Below are 15,217 nucleotides of genomic sequence, written 5' to 3'. Positions count from 1 at the left end.
TCTTCGCAGGTGGGATATGGACCTTCGGATTGTGTCCCGGGTGTTGTCCCTCCGCGCTGCCTGGCGGAGACGGGACCAGTGGGACGCCATGAAAATCGCCGCACATCAGGAACACGCACTGCAGGAACTGCGCCGCGCAGCCTATGCGGGTTCAGCATTCTACCGGCGCCATCATGCCGGCCTCCAAGAGGCGCCCTTCGGCCAGTTGCCTCCAGTGACCAAGGCAGACCTCATGCGCCACTTCGATGAGGCCGTGACTGCGCCGGGCCTAAAGATTGCAGATGTGGAGCAGCACCTCAGGTCGCTGGCCGCGGAGGACGGAGACCCCGGCGTGCCATGGAGGGGGTGCTGGTGGACCGCAGCGACGGCTGGAACCGCGGGGCCGCGCGGCACCTTCATCTGGAACCGTTCCGAGTGGGCAACCGTGGTGGCTTCCTACGCCAGGGCGAACGACTGGGCAGGAATCAAGGCCGGGCCGGGCCGTCCACTGAAACTGGCGCTGGTTACGTCCCGCGTCCCCACGCACCAGTCCGCCGTCCTTGGAGCGTCACTGCGCTCCGGGCTGGTCCCGACGCTCCGCCTGGATGTGGCAGCCCCGATCGGTGAGACGGTGGCCGCGCTGAACGGGTTCCAGCCCAGGGTACTTGTTGGTTATCCCTCAGCCCTGGGCCCTCTGGCGGTGGAACAGTTGGCCGGCCGCCTGAGGATCTTGCCACAGGCAGTGATGTCAGCCGCCGAGGTGCTTACGCCCGTCGCCGCCGAAGAACTGGAGAAGGCCTGGGGGAGTGCGCCGGTGGATGTTTACGCTGCCACCGAAACGGCCGGCATCGCCTCCCCGTGTGTCTACCGCAACAGCCACCTCTACGAGGACCTGCTGATCGTCGAACCCGTAGACCAGGGCGGGAACCCGGCACCGCCGGGAGAAACGGGGGCCAAGGTGCTGGTCACAGTCCTGTTCTCACGGACCCTTCCCCTCATCCGGTACGAAATGTCGGACAACGTAAGGCTGGGCGGCCGGGGCTGTCCGTGTGGACGCTCCTTCACCCTGCTGGAGGACATCGAAGGTCGGATCGAGGATGTCCTGGAACTGCCCGGTACGGCGGGTCCGGTCAGGGTCCACCCCATCGTCTTCCACCACGTTCTCGACCAGGCAGCTGCCGGCGGATGGCAGGTGGTGCAGGAGCCGGCGGGGCTGCGCGTTCTGCTTCTGGGCCTTGCCGCAGGAAACACCGCCCAGGGGGTCCAGGCTGCGGTCGCCGGCGCGCTCCACGCCGCGGGGGTCATCGGGACACCCGTTGACGTGGGGATGGTGGACCACCTTGAACGGACACCGCTGGGCAAGGCGCCCTTTGTCCGCCGGCTTAGCCGCTAAGCCTGTCCGCCCAAGTTGGTTTCCCCTACTGGAAGTCGGCCTGCCAGAGGTCCGGACCGAACACTTCGTACTGGATGTCCTTCGGCGGAATGCCCTTGGAGATGAGGCTGCTCCGCACGGACTGGAGGAAGGGCAGCGGGCCGCACAGGTAGTACTCGGCGTCGAGCGGGAGTTCGACGTCGTTCACGTCCATGAATCCGGTAAAGCCGGAGGCGTCGGCGTCCTGGTTGAGGAACCAGGTGTGCATGGTGCCGTCGGACAGCAACTCAAGGTCCCGGGCGACCTGCCGGCGCAGGGGAAAAGATTCCGGGCTGTCGTCGGCATGCAGGAGCATGACCTGGCGCTGGCTGCCGGCCTTCACCAGATGCGAGAGCATGCCCGCCATCGGCGTCACCCCGATCCCGGCACTGGCCATGACCACCGGCCGGTCCGTGTACTCCAGTACTACATCCCCGAACGGGGCTGAGAGCACCACTTCGTCCCCGACTTTGACGTCGTCGTGCAGCAGATTGGACATTTCACCGTCGGGAGTTCCCTGCCCGTGCACCCGCTTGACGGCGAAGTGGCGGTGCCTGCCGTCGTCCGCGCGGGTAAGGCTGTACTGCCGCGGCTGGTGGACGCCGTCCTTCATGCGCATCTTGATGGTCACATACTGTCCCGGCAGGGAAGGCTTCACCTCCCTCTCGTCGACGCGCTCCACAACGAAAGTGACGACGTCGTCCGTCTCCTGGATGCGCTCAGCCACCCGCCAGGTGCGCCAGATGGTCTCCGGTGACAAGTGCACAGCGTTGTACAGCCCCCGCTCCTGGTTGATCAACATGTTGCCCATCAGCCAGTAGACCTCGTCCCACGCAGCAGCCACGTCCGGCGTTACGGCCTCGCCGAGCACATCAACGATGGCCCAGAACAGGTGCTCGTGGACAATCTGGTACTGGTCAGGGCTCAGGCCCAGCGAGACATGTTTGTGGGCAACCCTGGACAGCAGGTGGTCAGGCAACTGGTCCGGTTTCTCCACGAGGTACCGGGCGAACGCTGCGATGGATCCGGCCAGCGCCTGTTGCTGCCGGCCGTCAGCCTGGTTTCCCCGGTTGAACAGGCCGTCCAGCAACTCCGGCCGTGCCTCGAACATGTGCTGGTAGAACCGTTTGGCGATCTCCTGGATATTTTCGCCGACCACAGGCAGCGTTGCCCTGATCACGGGGAGGGAGGTGTCTGAAAGCATGATGGTTACCTTCCGGATAACGGGTTTCCTGGCGCGGGGGGTGGCCCAAGGCGTGCAAATTTAGCAGCCGCACCAGCCCGCCGGTAGGGACCACCGCCCCTGTTCCCGAGCCACCCGGGCCACGTTGCAGACTCAACCTCAAGCGCGCGCCCGTGCGGGTACTGCTGCGGTGATCGCGGCAGAGGACCTGCAGCGCATCGGCTTTCCCCAGCGGCGGCGCTGGTCCCAAGGCGCCGTGCTGCAGCACGGGCCGCTTACCGCATCGATGCCGAACCCCTCATCCAGCCAAGCCAGCCATGGAGGTCACTCATGAGTGCAGCTTCAGAAGAAGTGTCAGACGTTACGGCGCACGGCAAGGAGCCCACCCTCAAGAGAGTGCTTGGACCCAAGCTCCTCCTGCTGTTCATCGTGGGGGACATCCTCGGCGCCGGCGTCTATGCGGTGACCGGGACCATGGCCGGCACCGTGGGGGGAATCGTCTGGCTGCCGTTCCTGCTGGCCTTCGTGGTGGCCACGCTGACCGCCTTCTCGTACCTTGAACTGGTGACGCAGTATCCCCAGGCGGCGGGGGCTGCGCTGTACACGCATAAAGCGTTCGGCATACACTTCGTCACCTTCCTGGTGGCCTTTGCGGTGGTCTGCTCCGGAATCACCAGCGCGTCCACCTCTGCGAACGTCCTGGCGCAGAACTTCTTTGGCGGCCTTGAGATTAACGGCTGGATGGGCAAACCCGGCCAGGGCGTGATCACCGCGGTTGCCCTTGGATTCATGCTCCTCCTGGCCGCCATCAACCTGCGTGGGGTGGGGGAGAGCGTCAAGTTCAATGTGGTGCTCACGGTGGTGGAGATGGCCGCACTGTGCATTGTGATCGGCGTCGGGTTCTTTGTCATGGCCCAAGGGACCGGAAACCCGGGCGAGATCTTTGTCTTCAACGACTCCCAGGACAAGGGGCTCTTCCTGGCCGTCACCGCAGCCACCTCCATCGCGTTTTTTGCCATGGTGGGCTTCGAGGACTCGGTCAACATGGTGGAAGAGACCCGGAATCCCGAGAAGATCTTTCCCCGCACCATGCTCACCGGCCTGGGCATCGCAGTACTGCTGTACATGCTGGTGGCGGTGTCCGTGGTGAGCGTCCTCTCGCCCACCGAACTCGAGGGCATCCGGGAAGCTGAGGGCGCTGCCCTGCTTGAAGTGGTCCACAAGGGCTCACCGGACTTCCCCATCGACAGGGTCTTCCCCTTCCTGGCAGTCTTCGCGGTCGCCAACACGGCCCTCATCAACATGCTGATGGCCAGCCGGCTGATTTACGGCATGGCCCGCCAGCACGTCCTGCCCGGTGCCTTGGGGAAAGTCCTTCCGGTCCGGCGCACCCCGTGGGCCGGAATTGCCTTCTCCACTGTCCTGGCACTGGGCCTCATCCTGTACGTCACCAGTGATCCCGAAAGCAACATTGTGGCCAACCTGTCCGGCACCACAGCCTTCCTGCTGCTGTGCGTGTTCACTGCGGTCAACGTGGCCTGCCTGGTGCTGCGCCGCAAGCGGGATCCCCACCGCAAGGTCTTCTTCACTTCACCCGGCCCGCTCCCGCTGGTGGCCGCCATGCTCTGCGCTTTCCTGGCCGGGCCGTGGGTGGGCAGGAACATCATCCAGTACCAGATCGCCGGCGGACTGATGGCCATTGGGGTCATCCTGTGGCTTATCACCTGGCTGATCAACCGCAGGACAAACGACGGCGATAGGGTTGATTCATGACTGCAGCAGCAGAATCAACTGTCACCTTCGAGGGACTATTCGCCAGTTCACTCCCGGAACTCGCTGTTCCCTGGCAGGCTGAGGAAGCGCCCGAACCCGGGCTCCTGGTCCTCAACGATGCCCTCGCCGGCGAGCTGGGACTTGCCCCCGAATACCTCAAGACCCCCGAAGGCGTGCGGCTGCTCCTGGGGAACCACGTCCCGGCCGGCGCCACCCCGGTTGCCCAGGCATACGCCGGGCACCAGTTCGGCGGCTACTCGCCGCTGCTCGGCGACGGCCGGGCGCTCCTGCTCGGCGAACTGGTGGACGTTGCCGGGCGCCGCCGGGACATACATCTCAAAGGCTCCGGCCGTACGCCCTTCGCCCGGGCAGGCGACGGCCGCGCCGTCGTCGGCCCCATGCTGCGGGAATACCTCGTCAGCGAGGCAATGCACGCCTTGAACATTCCCACCACCCGGGCCCTGGCCGTTGTGGCCACAGGACGCCCGGTGCGCCGGGACACGATGCTGCCCGGCGCCGTCCTGGCCCGGGTGGCCAGCAGCCATCTCCGGGTGGGCAGCTTCCAATATGCCCGGGCCACGGACAACATGGAGCTCCTGCGCCGGCTGGCGGACCATGCCATCAGCCGGCACTACCCGGCCGCAGCCCGGGCGGAACATCCCTACCTGGAACTGTTCGCCTCCGTGGTGGCCGCCCAGGCCGGGCTGGTGGCCCGGTGGATGCTGGTGGGGTTCGTGCACGGCGTCATGAACACGGACAACATGACCATTTCCGGCGAAACCATCGACTACGGCCCCTGCGCCTTCATGGACGCTTTCAACCCCGGTGCCGTGTACAGCTCCATCGACGTCGGCGGCCGCTACGCCTACGCCAACCAGCCGGTGGTGGCTGAGTGGAACCTTGCGCGGCTGGCGGAGGCCATGCTGCCGCTCTTCCATGAGGACCAGGAACAGGCAGTCGCCCCCGCCGTGGAGGCGCTGGGGAAGTTCCGCAGCCACTACAGCGACGCCTGGTTCAACGGCATGAAGGCAAAGCTTGGCATCAAAGGCGGACCGGCCGGAAGCAAGGAGGGAGACGAGGCATCGGAACTGGTGGACGGGGTAATCGCCCTGCTGAAGGACGGCCCTGTCGATTACACACAGTTCTTCCGGAGCCTGGGCCAGGCTGCCCGGGGCGATGACAGGCCGGCGCGCGGCATGGTCCTGGATCTCGCCGCGTTTGATGCCTGGGCTGGGCGCTGGGCAGCCCTGAAGCCCGACGCCGGGCTGATGGACAGCGTCAATCCGGTGTACATTCCCCGGAACCACCTGGTGGAGGAAGCGCTGGCGGCTGCAACGGAGGGGGACATGGCCCCGTTCAACCGTTTCCTGGACGTGGTGAGGTCCCCGTTCCAGGAACGCCGGGGGCTGGAACGCTACACCGAGGGCCCGCCGGAAGGCTTCGGCGCCTACCGGACCTTCTGCGGCACCTGACCCGGGAAGGCGCCGGCCTCCGGACGGATCCGGAATAAAAAGCGTGGACGCACACAAGGGCGGCAGCCGGGAGAACCCGGCTGCCGCCCTTGTGTGCAGTGGCCTGGCCCTTACGGGCCGGCTGCTGTTGCCGTGGTGACTATGCCACCCGGACGAAGGAAGCGCCGCTGAGCCAGCTGATGGAGTGCACAGCAGTCTGGTTGCCGTTTACGCCGCCGCTGACAACCTGGCCGTCGCCGGCGTACACGCCTACGTGGCCGGCGGTGATCACCAGGTCACCGGGGGCGGGGGTGCCCACGGTGGTGCCGTACTGGTAGAACTGGCCGGGGGCCAGGTCACCAACGGACTTGCCGACGGTGCGCAGGGCCTTCTCCACCATGGCGGTGCAGTCCTGGATCTGGCCAACCTGGCCGTAGGCGTTGGCCAGGATGGCTGCACCGGCGCCGCTGCCCGTGGCTGCAACCGGTGCTGACGCGTAGGACATGTTCATTCCGGTGTTCGCCGGGGCGGCGGCAGCGGTCTGGACAGGAGCCGGTGCCGGTGCTGCAGCCGGTGCTACGTAGGCTGCGGCCGGAGCAGAGCCCGCCGCGGGAATCTGGATCTGGTCACCGGGGTAGATGATCGTGGAGACTGAAAGCCCGTTGGCTGACAGGACGTCATTCAGGCTGACACCGTGCATCGACGCGATGGCACCAAGGGTGTCGCCCGATACAACCGTGTGGACGTTGCCGGCCGCTGCGGCGGGGGCTGCAACTGCCGCAGCGGGGGCGGCGGACGCCTGGACGCTAGCGGTCTCGGTGGTGTCCGGACCGTTCACACCGGCGTGGGCCGGGGCGCCGACGCCGAAGGCAATGCCGGAGGCTGCTGCTACGGCGAGAGCCGGACGGCCCAGGGACTTGGCCGAAACAGCCAGTCCCTCGATCACGATGGAGCGGGCCGGGGTTGCGCGGTGACGGGCAGTGGTGGAATTTTTTGACACAGTTGATCGCCTCTCCCATGCCTGCGGGGTGAGCTGTCGGGTTCGGGTTGGAGATACCCGGCCGGTAACAACTCCGAATGGAACGGAGGCACTATCGACTTAACCCCAAGGCCTTCTGAAGGCCGCGGAAACTTGGTTCCCCCGTCCCTGCCAGCTGGAAAGCGTTGGTTCCCGGGTCAGTGGCAGGGCTCGGCATTCTGACGGGGAATGTCCCGTCTGGGAGGGACACCAGAAGACCATAACCCGACTTACTACCCATTGTCACATTTGGATAACATGCGAGGCGGTTCTCTCGGTTGCGCCATCGACTGGATTTCGCGTGCCATGGGGCTGTAGGTGCGGATACAAGGCGCGCCGATTTTGCAGAGAGTGTTTTTTATCACAAAGCGATAAAGGTGGGAGCAAAGACCGCCGGGAAACCTTGTCCGGAGCTGGCTGGGGGAGGAGTATGTTCGGCACCCCCGAGGAGGCAGACCGTGACGCAGCTTGGCAAGTTTGAGAGATACCTGATCGAGGAATTTTTCGATGACTACCGGTCCGGCGCGCTGAGTCAACGGACCTTTACCCGGCGTGTTGCATTCATCACCGGCAGCATGGCGGCAGCGTCGGCGGCGATGCTGCTGGTGGGTTGTACCCCCAGCGAGGTGCCGCGGAGCACCGACCCCATGCCCACCCCGGAACCATCCCCGACGTCCGCTGCGGGGACTGCGGGGTCGGGGGCGGTGCCCGGGGCCAAAAGCCCGCTCTCTGTCCCGGAGGGGGCGCCAGGAATGACCACGGCGTCCGTCCGGTTTCCGTCCGGCGGCGCCTCCGTCAGTGCCTACCTGGCCAGGCCCGGGCAGGAAGGGCGTGCTCCTGCCGTTCTGATCTGCCATGAGAACCGCGGGCTGACGCCCCATATCGAAGACGTGGCCCGCCGGTTCGCGAAGGAGGGTTACGCGGCCCTCGCCCTCGACCTGCTCAGCCGGGAAGGCGGGACGGCCGGCATGGACCGGGACGCTGTACCCGGCGCCCTCACCCAGGCCGGCGCCCAGCGGCACGTGGCCGACTTCGCGGCAGCACTGGAGTACCTCCAGGCCCAGGACTTCGTGGATGGCGGCCGCGTCGCGATGACCGGCTACTGCTTCGGCGGCGGCATCACCTGGCAGGCGGCCACCGAGCTGGACGGCCTGAAGGCAACAGCGGCGTTTTACGGACCTGCCCCTGACCTGGCCAAAGTGCCGGACATCAAGGCGGCCGTATTCGGGGTCTACGCTGAACTCGATCAACGCATCACCGGGCCCATGCCTGCGCTTATGGATGCGCTGGCAGCCTCCGGCGTTGTCCACCAGCTCACGGTCTACCCCGGCGTGGACCACGCCTTCCATAACGACACAGGCGACCGCTACAACGAGGCCCAGGCGACGGCCGCATGGAACGACACCCTTGCCTGGTTCGGCCGGCATCTGTAAAGGGCCGGCCCTTCTGCCCTTGCCGCCACCGTAGCTGCCTCCGATCCATAACGATGTAGAAACGTCTGCCTTCAACCTGAGGGTGAAGGCGGTAGGCTTCCCGACTATGTGCCGGTTCGTTACCAAACCCAGGGCGCGGCTCGCCGCGGCGCTTCTTTCGTGTGCGCTGGTGGGAACCCTATGGCTTACCCCGGCGGGTGCTGCGGAGGTCCCGCCCGGTGATTACCCCTCCTGGGAGGAGGTACAGGACGCGAAAGAGAGCGAAGCCGGGAAAGCCGGGGAAATTGCAAGGATCGGTGGTTTGCTGTCCGCCCTCCAGGACCAGTCCGAGACCACCGGCTCCGTGGCGGTGCAGGCAGCGGCGGAGTACGCGGTGACGGATGCGGCCTTGCAGGCTGCGTCTGCAAGGGTGGAAGCCCTGGCCGCGCAGGCCGCGCAGGCCGACTCCGAGCTGGTCCGGCACAGGAAAGAGCTCGGTGCGCTGGCTGCCCAGTCATACAAGACCGGTGGTACCAACATGGGATTCTTTGTTGCCCTCGACGCCGTCCAGGGCAACACCGTGCATGGGCTCAACGTGGTGCAGATCGTGGGGGACAAGACCGCCGCGCTCGTGCACAAGGCGCAGGCCGCAGGAAAGATTGCTGCTGCGCTGGCGGCCCAGGAACAGGCTGCGAAGGATGAGCGCGGGCGACTGTCCCTTGAATCCGAAGCCAGGCTCACGGAGGCCCGGTCAGCCCAGGACGCCGTGGCCCGCCAGGCGGCGGAGGAGAAGCAGCGCAGCGAGCAGTTAACGGCGCAGCTGGCGTCGCTCAAGGGCACGACGGCGGAGGTGGAGAACGCCTACCGGCAGGGCCAGGCGGCGCTGGCTGCCTACGAGGCATCCCAGGCGGCCAAACGCGCCGCGGCGGAAGAGCAGTCCCGCCGTCAGGCCGACGCAGCTGCCCGGGCCGCGCCGCTGCCCGCCGCCCGGCCTGCGGCACCGGAAGCGCCCCGGCCCGGCGGCCCGGCCCCCGCGCCTGTCAATCCGGCTCCGGCGAACCCGGCCCCGGCTAACCCTGCCCCCGTCAACCCGCCCCCTGCGCCGGCCCCCGCACCGCCAAGCCCGCCGCCCGTCGTCGTGCCTTCCCTCCCCGGCGGCACGGTCAATGACCCGGCAGGAGCCAAAAACTATGCCTCCACCAGGTTGGGCGCCCACGGCTGGGGGCAGGACCAGTTCCTCTGCCTGGCCCAGCTGTGGACCAAGGAATCGAACTGGCTGACCACCGCCACCAACCCCTCTTCCGGCGCCTACGGAATCGCGCAGGCCCTGCCGCCGGGCAAGTATTCAAGTGCCGGTGCCGACTGGCTTACCAGCTACCGGACGCAGGTCGACTGGGGGCTGGGCTACATCAGGGAGCGTTACGGCTCGCCGTGCGCCGCCTGGAACCACTCGGTGGCCAGGAACTGGTACTGACGCCGCGCTAGGCTTTTCCCATGCCCGACTATGAACGGTTCCGGATCCTGCTTGAGGAGGAACGGGAGCGGAAGGTGGCCCTCCTGCCGGCCCTGCGCGCAGACATCGCCTCCGCCAACTCGGCGCGCCAGGATTCGAATGTGGACGACGAGCATGACCCGGAAGGCTCCACCATCGCTTTCGAGCTGTCCCAGGCGTCTGCCCTGCTGAAGCAGAGCAGCGCAGGGCTCGACCAGGTGGAGGCCGCGCTGGCGAGGATCGCCGCCGGCACGTACGGGATCTGTGCCGTGTGCGGGGAGGCCATCGCCGAGGGCAGGCTGGAGGCGCGGCCGTGGACCCCGTTCTGTATCCGCCACGCCTCTGCGGGCCGCAGCCAGTGAGCGGCACCCTGGACCAGGTGGCCGCGGCTGCAGGCTTCGTTGACCGGACCCTGCAGAATGAGGGCGCCTGGTACCGGGCGGACGACGTCGAGGCGAGGCTGGGCGGGCAACTGGCCTCCTACGGCTCCTCGGTGGGCGCAGTCCGGGGAACCGTCCGTGACGCCCTCCGGAAGTACAAGGAACTCGACCACGACGCCGTTGTCCACCTGGCGTCCGCCCTGTGGGGCCAGCCCGGCCCCGGTTCGAGGGCCGTTTTTGAGCGCCGGCTCGCTGCTGTTGTCCTGCTGCAATCCACCAGGACACTCCTGCGCCATTCGGACCTGACCCGCATTGAGGGCTTCCTCCGGTCTGCCGGGACCCGGGAATTGACGGAACCGCTGCTGGCCGACGTCGTGGCGCCGTTCCTGGCGAGGCTCGGCGGGCGGGACAGGCAGCGCGCAGCCGTGGTCCTGGCACGGTGGCGGACGGACTCCGACAGCCAATTGCGCTCCGCCGCCGCCTTCATTGACCAACAAGCCCCACTACAAGGAGACACCCATGAACGATCCCTATAACCTCGACAGGTTCGTCGCCGCCCAGGACAGCGGCGGCACGTACAGCCAGGCGCTGGCGGAACTGCAGCTGGGACGGAAGACCGGCCACTGGATGTGGTTCGTCTTTCCGCAGTTCGCGGGCCTGGGCCACAGCGACATGTCGCGACGGTACGCCATCAGCTCCCTTGATGAAGCACGGGAGTATCTGGCCCATCCGGTGCTGGGTCCACGGCTGCTCGAGTCCGCCTTGGCCGTTACCAACCACTCAGGCAGCCCGGCCGGGGACATCTTCGGGAGCATCGACGCCCGCAAGCTGCACTCCTCCATGACGCTGTTTCTCCGGGCGGCTCCGGGGGAAACCGTGTTCAAAACGGTCCTGGCCCAGTTCTTTGATGGACAGCCCGACGCCGCCACTGACGAACTGCTGGCAAGCGAGGACGAGAAGTAGGGTCCAGGAATTAGAGGGCCGACGGCGGTGCCCCGCGCATCAGGCGCGGGGCACCGCCGTCGCTATCTTTCAGGTACAGCCCGGGGCTACGGTGTGGGGCTGCCGCCGTTGACGTTAAGCGTCTCGCCCACAACATAGCTGGATTCCGGTGAGGCAAGGAAGACGTAGGCGGGGGCGAGCTCCGCCGGCTGGCCGGCCCGGCCCAGCGGCGTCGACTGCCCGAACTCCGGCAGTTCCTCCTTCGGCTGGCCGCTGCTGACCTGCAGCGGGGTCCAGATGGGGCCCGGCGCCACCGCATTGACGCGGATGCCCTTGGGCGCCAGCTGTTGCGCCAGGCCCTTCGTGAAGTTGTTGATGCTGGCCTTGGTGGTGGCGTAATCCACCAGGGTCGGGGACGGGCTGTAGGCTTGGATGGACGTGGTGTTGATGATGGTGGACCCGGCCGGCATGTGGGGGAGTGCTGCCTTGGTCAGCCAGAACATCGCGTACACGTTGGTCTTCAGTGTGTGGTCGAACTGTTCATCCGTGATGTCGGCGAGGTCCTCCTGCGCCACCTGTTTCCCGGCGTTGTTGACCAGGATGTCGATGCTGCCCAGCACCGCCACAGCTGTGTCCACCACATCGCGGCACACGGAGGCGTCCTTGAGGTCGCCGGGGACCTTGATGGCCTTGCGCCCGGCGGCCTCGATGAGGCCCGCAATGCGGGCGGCATCCTCTTCCTCCTCCGGAAGGTAGGAGAGAACGACGTCGGCCCCCTCACGGGCGAAGGCAATGGCCGTTGCTGCACCGATGCCGGAATCCGCGCCGGTGACGATCGCCTTGCGCCCTTCCAGCCTGCCGGTACCTCGGTAGGTCTCTTCGCCAAGATCGGCCTTGGGTGCCAGCTCCGCGTCCAGTCCCGGCTCGGGCTGGTGCTGCTTCGGCGGGGAGATCTTTTCGTCGGCGGTGACCGGATTGCGGAAGGTGTACTGGTCTGTCATGGTGGTCCTCCTGGTGCTCGGATGACAAAAAGCTAAGCATGCTTACCGTTCCAAGCCTAGGCACCTGGGGCCTGCCTTGCCAAACCGGTCAATCCCGGAGGACCTCGTGCAGCCGGACGTCCCCCAGCTTTCCGGAATCCACCGTGGCGGTCATGAACGTGCAGGCCGGCTGCCGGCGGCGGTCAGTGGGCGATCCCGGGTTCAGCAGCCGTAGCCCGCGCGGGGTGGTGGTGTCCCACGGGATGTGGCTGTGGCCGAAAACCAGCACGTCCGCCTCCGGGTACCGGGCCTCGCACCTGGCTTCTCGCCCCTTGGCCTGGCCGGTCTCGTGCACCATGGCAAACCGGACGCCTTCCAGCGTGATCTCCGCCGTTTCCGGAAGGCTCCGGCGCAGTTCCGGTCCGTCATTGTTTCCATAGACGCCCACCAGCAGGCGGCTCCGCCGCCGGAACTCCTCCAGATGGGTTGCCGACACCCAGTCGCCGGCGTGGAAGACCACGTCGGCGCTTTCGACGGCGGACCACACCTGTGCAGGAAGGTCACGCGCGCGCTTGGGGACGTGGGTATCGGCGACCAGGACAAGATTCAGCGGCATGGGAAAGATCCTGCCATGCCCGCCGGGTTCCCGGGGACAGGTCTCTCGCCCCCTCCTGCGGACCCTTCCGGCGTTCTTTCGATTCGCCCTTTTCCCGGCGGGCAGCCGGTCGTACTCTGGGCTCGGAGGTGATTGCCATGGAGGCAACGCAGGGCGACCGCATCATCGTGCACGGCAGGACTGTGGGGGCGGCGGACCGGCATGGGGTGATTCTTGAGGTGCGCGGCCAGGGCGGAGCGCCGCCCTACCGTGTTCGCTTTGATGACGGACACGAGACGATCATGTACCCCGGCGGTGATTTCGCCGTCGAGCGCGGTACAGCAAACCAGGCCTGACCGGCGCAGCGGACTGGCGGGTGCCGCCCACCCGTCCCACCTGTCAGACTGGAACGATGGATCACTTTCCGGCGTCCACCGCGTCCTCCGTCCCTCCCGTCCGCACCGGTCCCAGGGACCCCGGCGACGCCTGGGTCGAGGGAAGCCGCGGGCGCTTCTGGGGGCGTTTCGGCGCGGCGGGGGTGCTGGCCCACGATCCCGGCAAGGGGGTGCTGCTGCAGCACCGGGCCGTGTGGAGCCACAACGGTGGAACCTGGGGGCTGCCCGGCGGCGCACTCCATGAGGGCGAGGAGGCCGTGACCGGCGCGCTCCGGGAAGCCTATGAGGAAGCCGCCGTGCCCGCGGACAATGTGGACGTGCTCTTCACGTCCCGGCTGGACGTGGGGTACTGGAGCTACACCACGGTTGTGGTGCTGGTGCGGGAGGCGTTTGACCCCGTCATCAGCGATCCCGAAAGCCTGGAGCTCCGGTGGGTCCCGCTGCCCGAGGTGGGTGCCCTGGAACTGCACCCGGGATTCGAAGCGTCCTGGCCGGACCTCCGTGCAAGGCTCGAGTCCTAGTAGTCCGGGCCGTACTCGGCCGTGACCAGGATGGGGAGGTGGTCTGAGTTGCCGCGCGGCAGGGTCTCCACGCTTTCAATATCCAGGCCCAGTGACGTGGCGAAATCGAAGTGGCCCTTGAACACCTTGTACCGGGTGTAGGTGCGCCGGTTGCTCAGGGACAGTGCATAGCCCGAGTTTTTCATGTGCAGGTCAAGGTTCTTGGTGAAGAACGGGTAGTTGAAATCGCCCACCATCAGGGTCATCAGGCCCTTGCCCATGCTCAGCAGCTCCGCGTGGGCCGCGTGGATCTGCTTGCGCCGCAGCGAGTTGGAGGCGGTAAGCGGGGCTGCGTGGAACGAGCCGATCACCAGTTCATGCTGCGTTTCATTGTCCATGACCCGGGTGCCGATCAGCCGCTCATGGGCCGGGGCCAGGACGCGGTCATGCATCGACTTCTTCAGGGCGAAGGACTGGGTGTCCAGGGCAGTGAAGCGGCTGGTGCGGTAGTAGATGGCCAGCCCCAGCCGGTTGCCCTTCGTGGCATCCGCCAGATGCAGCGGGCCCAGGGTTTCCGGAAGATCGCTGGAATCCACCTCCTGGAGGCAGAGCGCATCAATGTCATGGTTCCGCGCCAGGGCGAGGAGTTCGCCGCTCGCCTTGTGCTTGCGGAGGTTGTAGCTGATGACGCGCATGGAACACCTCTTCAGAGGGTTGCTGACAGGACCAGTTCCTGAGTCTAGTCGGATGGATCCCGCCAGCGGCCAACATTTCGCCGCGTCCCTTTGGGCGAAATGCCGTGCCCGGGTCCGGCGCAGGCGGGGCACCCGTCCCGGATAGAGTTAAGGCCGATTCACTGGAACTCCAAAGGGGCCAACGTTGACCGCAGAGCTGCCTGAACTGGCTGAAGGAAACTTCTACTACCTGAACCTGGGCGGTGGGCGTTTCCGTTCCACCATCCATGCCCAGGGTGCCTGGAACGTCCACGAGCAGCATATGGCGCCGGCGTCCGGCCTGCTGGCGGACAGCCTGGAACGCCATAACCCGCGGCCAGACATGCGGATGGCGCGGATCAGCTACGAGATCCTCGGCCTCATCCCGGGCGGCGAGTTCAAGATCGCAGCCACCACCCTCCGGCCCGGAAAAACCATCGAACTCCTGCAGGCCGAGCTGGTGGCGGGCGGCCGGACCGCCATCCGTGCCACCGCCTGGCGGCTGGCAACCAGCGATACAACGCCGGTGGCCGCCATCGAGGACACGACCATTCCCGGTCCGGAAGACTGCAAGCCGTACGACGGCGCGTCCGTGTGGCCCGGCGGCTACATCCGCTCGCTGGAAATGCGCGTGGCGGAAGGGCACCGGCCCGGGGCCGGAAAGGTCTGGCTCCGAACGGAACATCCCCTGACGGACCGCGCGGACAGCGGTGCCCTGGCCAGGCTCATGGGCATGGTGGACACGGCCAACGGCATCGCGGCCAGGGTGCCGCCCGGGAAGGGCAGTTACTCCTTTCCCAACCTTGACCTGCAGATCCACATGTACCGCCGGCCCGAAGGGGAGTGGCTGGGCCTGGACAACGCGGTCTCGTTCGGCGGGGACGGGATAGGCCTGACCTCCACCGTCCTGCACGACCTCCAGGGGCCGTTTGGGCGCGCGGAGCAGATCCTCACACTCCGAAGAACCTGACGGGACCGCCGGGTGTGGAGCGC

The 15,217-nt window shown here is 66.7% G+C and carries 16 protein-coding genes and 1 riboswitch; of the genes, 11 read left to right on the top strand and 5 right to left on the bottom strand.

Going from position 1 to position 15,217, the window contains the following annotated elements:
* Window positions 1–16 precede the first annotated feature (16 nt).
* Window positions 17–1,372: a phenylacetate--CoA ligase family protein gene (locus AC4BCK_RS11150; RefSeq protein ID WP_490565932.1), complete on the top strand. Its 1,356-nt coding sequence runs from the start codon at window positions 17–19 to the stop codon at window positions 1,370–1,372.
* Window positions 1,373–1,397: 25 nt separating this feature from the next.
* On the opposite strand, the gene AC4BCK_RS11145 is transcribed toward AC4BCK_RS11150, so the two are convergent.
* Window positions 1,398–2,594: a globin domain-containing protein gene (locus AC4BCK_RS11145; protein ID WP_174182023.1), complete on the bottom strand. Its 1,197-nt coding sequence runs from the start codon at window positions 2,592–2,594 to the stop codon at window positions 1,398–1,400.
* Between the two features lie 309 nt (window positions 2,595–2,903).
* On the opposite strand from AC4BCK_RS11145, the gene AC4BCK_RS11140 reads away from it, so the two are divergent.
* Window positions 2,904–4,346: an APC family permease gene (locus tag AC4BCK_RS11140; RefSeq protein WP_174182017.1), complete on the top strand. Its 1,443-nt coding sequence runs from the start codon at window positions 2,904–2,906 to the stop codon at window positions 4,344–4,346.
* The gene (locus tag AC4BCK_RS11135) at window positions 4,343–5,818 is read left to right on the top strand and encodes a protein adenylyltransferase SelO (RefSeq protein WP_490565931.1); all 1,476 of its coding nucleotides are present in this window, start codon (window positions 4,343–4,345) and stop codon (window positions 5,816–5,818) included. Before AC4BCK_RS11140 ends, AC4BCK_RS11135 begins: the two co-directional genes overlap by 4 nt.
* Before the next feature lie 139 nt (window positions 5,819–5,957).
* On the opposite strand, the gene AC4BCK_RS11130 is transcribed toward AC4BCK_RS11135, so the two are convergent.
* Entirely contained in the window at window positions 5,958–6,797 is an 840-nt protein-coding gene (locus tag AC4BCK_RS11130) for a LysM peptidoglycan-binding domain-containing protein (protein WP_174182012.1), read from the bottom strand.
* 3 nt (window positions 6,798–6,800) lie between these two features.
* Window positions 6,801–6,971, bottom strand: a riboswitch (cyclic di-AMP (ydaO/yuaA leader).
* 302 nt (window positions 6,972–7,273) lie between these two features.
* On the opposite strand from AC4BCK_RS11130, the gene AC4BCK_RS11125 reads away from it, so the two are divergent.
* The 5 genes from AC4BCK_RS11125 (at window position 7,274) to AC4BCK_RS11105 (ending at window position 11,062) form a co-directional block, all read left to right on the top strand.
* Window positions 7,274–8,248 carry a dienelactone hydrolase family protein gene (locus AC4BCK_RS11125; RefSeq protein WP_490565930.1) on the top strand — a complete coding sequence of 325 codons (975 nt, stop codon included), beginning with the start codon at window positions 7,274–7,276 and terminating at the stop codon, window positions 8,246–8,248.
* Between the two features lie 106 nt (window positions 8,249–8,354).
* Window positions 8,355–9,701 (top strand): coiled-coil domain-containing protein, encoded by a 1,347-nt coding sequence (locus AC4BCK_RS11120; RefSeq protein ID WP_364319851.1) that lies wholly within the window; start codon window positions 8,355–8,357, stop codon window positions 9,699–9,701.
* A 20-nt stretch (window positions 9,702–9,721) separates the two neighbouring features.
* Window positions 9,722–10,081, top strand: a complete 360-nt coding sequence (locus tag AC4BCK_RS11115; RefSeq protein WP_174181179.1) for a TraR/DksA family transcriptional regulator — start codon at window positions 9,722–9,724, stop codon at window positions 10,079–10,081.
* Window positions 10,078–10,635, top strand: a complete 558-nt coding sequence (locus tag AC4BCK_RS11110; RefSeq protein WP_310112655.1) for a DNA alkylation repair protein — start codon at window positions 10,078–10,080, stop codon at window positions 10,633–10,635. The genes AC4BCK_RS11115 and AC4BCK_RS11110 overlap by 4 nt, the downstream gene beginning before the upstream one ends.
* Window positions 10,619–11,062 carry a DUF1810 domain-containing protein gene (locus AC4BCK_RS11105; protein WP_490565929.1) on the top strand — a complete coding sequence of 148 codons (444 nt, stop codon included), beginning with the start codon at window positions 10,619–10,621 and terminating at the stop codon, window positions 11,060–11,062. The genes AC4BCK_RS11110 and AC4BCK_RS11105 overlap by 17 nt, the downstream gene beginning before the upstream one ends.
* A gap of 86 nt (window positions 11,063–11,148) precedes the next feature.
* Here AC4BCK_RS11105 and AC4BCK_RS11100 read toward each other — a convergent pair whose 3' ends face one another.
* On the bottom strand, window positions 11,149–12,042 hold the full coding sequence (locus tag AC4BCK_RS11100; protein WP_490565928.1) for a glucose 1-dehydrogenase: 894 nt from the start codon (window positions 12,040–12,042) through the stop codon (window positions 11,149–11,151).
* An 88-nt stretch (window positions 12,043–12,130) separates the two neighbouring features.
* On the bottom strand, window positions 12,131–12,637 hold the full coding sequence (locus AC4BCK_RS11095) for a metallophosphoesterase family protein (RefSeq protein ID WP_364319847.1): 507 nt from the start codon (window positions 12,635–12,637) through the stop codon (window positions 12,131–12,133).
* Window positions 12,638–12,774: 137 nt separating this feature from the next.
* Here AC4BCK_RS11095 and AC4BCK_RS11090 point away from each other — a divergent pair, with 137 nt between their 5' ends.
* Together AC4BCK_RS11090 and AC4BCK_RS11085 are read left to right on the top strand one after the other, a co-directional pair.
* On the top strand, window positions 12,775–12,972 hold the full coding sequence (locus tag AC4BCK_RS11090) for a DUF1918 domain-containing protein (RefSeq protein WP_174181159.1): 198 nt from the start codon (window positions 12,775–12,777) through the stop codon (window positions 12,970–12,972).
* Window positions 12,973–13,028: 56 nt separating this feature from the next.
* Window positions 13,029–13,532, top strand: coding sequence for an NUDIX domain-containing protein (locus AC4BCK_RS11085; RefSeq protein WP_174181157.1), 504 nt, complete (start codon window positions 13,029–13,031; stop codon window positions 13,530–13,532).
* On the opposite strand, the gene AC4BCK_RS11080 is transcribed toward AC4BCK_RS11085, so the two are convergent.
* Window positions 13,529–14,206, bottom strand: coding sequence for an endonuclease/exonuclease/phosphatase family protein (locus AC4BCK_RS11080; protein ID WP_066276355.1), 678 nt, complete (start codon window positions 14,204–14,206; stop codon window positions 13,529–13,531). The genes AC4BCK_RS11085 and AC4BCK_RS11080 overlap by 4 nt on opposite strands.
* 184 nt (window positions 14,207–14,390) lie before the next feature.
* Here AC4BCK_RS11080 and AC4BCK_RS11075 point away from each other — a divergent pair, with 184 nt between their 5' ends.
* A complete protein-coding gene (locus AC4BCK_RS11075) occupies window positions 14,391–15,194 on the top strand; it encodes a thioesterase family protein (protein WP_490565927.1) in 804 nt (267 codons plus the stop codon).
* The last annotated feature ends 23 nt before the right edge of the window (window positions 15,195–15,217 follow it).

Source organism: Pseudarthrobacter sp. As-47 (genome assembly GCF_058215595.1).
Note: the sequence above shows the minus strand (reverse complement) of the source record. Positions and strands in the feature narration are given on the sequence as shown.